Here is a 419-nt window from a genome sequence, read left to right on the forward strand (position 1 = left end):
CCGGTATTGGGGCCGAAACCGGCGTTTTGTACGCCGCCGACTTTTGCCAAAGTCTGACCGAGTGAGACGGCGCGTTTGGTTTTCAAATCATGGGCGGTCAGCACGTCGCCGTCGCCCAAAACGTCCTTAGCCTCCACCCTGCGCCTGAAAATCGACATGGCGGCAGGCAACATCAATATGCGCGATCCCGTCATCTACCGCATCCGCCGCGCCCATCACCACAACACCGGCGACAAATGGTGCATCTACCCGATGTACGATTACACGCATTGCATTTCCGATGCCAGCCAATTGAAAATGAGACTGCCTATCCAACCCAACTTGAACAAGACTATCTGGATATTGCCGATAAAACTATCGCTCTTTTTGGATTAAAGGAAGCGAAACTGCAGCAGCAAAAATATCCAGAAGATAAAACG

General features: G+C 51.8%; 1 protein-coding gene and 2 pseudogenes. 2 read left to right on the forward strand and 1 reads right to left on the reverse strand.

Annotated elements, in window-relative coordinates; genetic code table 11:
• Positions 1-194, reverse strand: a 194-nt coding sequence (locus tag ACRPFF_RS11200) for a hypothetical protein (protein ID WP_432674669.1), incomplete at its 3' end; no start/stop codon positions are given.
• Between ACRPFF_RS11200 and ACRPFF_RS11205 the strand changes: the two are divergent.
• Together ACRPFF_RS11205 and ACRPFF_RS11210 are read left to right on the forward strand one after the other, a co-directional pair.
• Positions 130-285: pseudogene (locus ACRPFF_RS11205) on the forward strand (glutamate--tRNA ligase family protein); the annotation flags it as partial. The gene ACRPFF_RS11200 and the pseudogene ACRPFF_RS11205 overlap by 65 nt on opposite strands.
• Positions 237-419 (forward strand): annotated as a pseudogene (locus ACRPFF_RS11210) (hypothetical protein); the annotation flags it as partial. The pseudogenes ACRPFF_RS11205 and ACRPFF_RS11210, both read left to right, overlap by 49 nt.

It is taken from the genome of Neisseria sp. SLRRB23 (assembly GCF_050896295.1).
Lineage (GTDB): Bacteria > Pseudomonadota > Gammaproteobacteria > Burkholderiales > Neisseriaceae > Neisseria.